Source organism: Xanthomonas sp. MUS 060, from assembly GCF_000963215.1.
Classification (GTDB): Bacteria; Pseudomonadota; Gammaproteobacteria; order Xanthomonadales; family Xanthomonadaceae; genus Xanthomonas_A.
The window spans coordinates 1-1,001 of record NZ_JZIM01000094.1 but is presented as its reverse complement, the minus strand read 5'-3'; the positions used below and the strand labels follow the sequence as shown (position 1 = coordinate 1,001).

Below are 1,001 nucleotides of genomic sequence, written 5' to 3'. Positions count from 1 at the left end.
CGCTTGATCAACGAATACGGCCCGACCGAGACCGTGGTCGGCTGCGTGGTCCACACGACCACCGCCGAGGATGCACATGCACCCAACGGTCGCGTGCGTATCGGCCAACCGATGGCGCATCTACGCGTGTATGTGCTCGATGCACACGGACACCCTGTGCCGATTGGCGTAGCCGGTCATCTGCATATTGCTGGGCCGCAGCTGGCACGCGGGTATCTGGGCCGTGCGGACCTGACCGCCGAACGTTTCGTGCCCGATCCGTTCGCAGAGCAACCGGGTCAGCGCATGTATCGCAGCGGCGATGTCGCCCGCTGGCGCGCCGACGGCACGCTGGAGTATCTCGGCCGCAACGACGATCAAGTCAAACTGCGCGGGTTCCGCATCGAACTGGGCGAAATCACCGCCGCGTTGCGTGCCTGCGCGGGTGTGCAGGATGCGGCGGTGTTGCTGCGCGAGGACACTCCGGGCGAGCCACGATTGGTTGCCTATGTGGTGGGCGAGATCGAGCGGATAGACGCCGAGAACCTGCGCAGCGATTTGGTCAATCGCCTGCCCGAGGTGATGCTGCCGACGGCCTATGTGTGCCTCGAGACCTTGCCACTCACCGCCAACGGCAAGTTGGATCGCAAGGCATCGAGCGGATAGACGCCGAGAACCTGCGCAGCGATTTGGTCAATCGCCTGCCCGAGGTGATGCTGCCGACGGCCTATGTGTGCCTCGAGACCTTGCCACTCACCGCCAACGGCAAGTTGGATCGCAAGGCATTGCCGGCACCAGATGGTGCGGCCTATGCGGCCAGTGCGTATGAAGCACCGCAAGGTGAGGTCGAACAAGTCATTGCCGCGATCTGGCGTGAGCTGCTGGGTCTGGAGAGTATCGGGCGGCACGACAACTTCTTCGCGCTCGGTGGACATTCCCTGCTGGCGGTGCGGGTCGCTTCGCGTTTGCGCAAGGAATTGGGTGTGGAGATCGGGGTGGCCGAGTTGTTTGTGCACGCCACG

General features: G+C 63.8%; 2 protein-coding genes. Both read left to right on the top strand.

What is annotated here, in order from left to right; genetic code table 11:
- Positions 1-645 (top strand): AMP-binding protein (locus tag XANALMUS060_RS22900; protein WP_200894113.1); only part of this gene is annotated, 645 nt, incomplete at its 5' end.
- The coding region (locus XANALMUS060_RS22895) for a phosphopantetheine-binding protein (RefSeq protein WP_304413359.1) at positions 582-1,001 on the top strand (420 nt) is incomplete at its 3' end. The genes XANALMUS060_RS22900 and XANALMUS060_RS22895, both read left to right, overlap by 64 nt.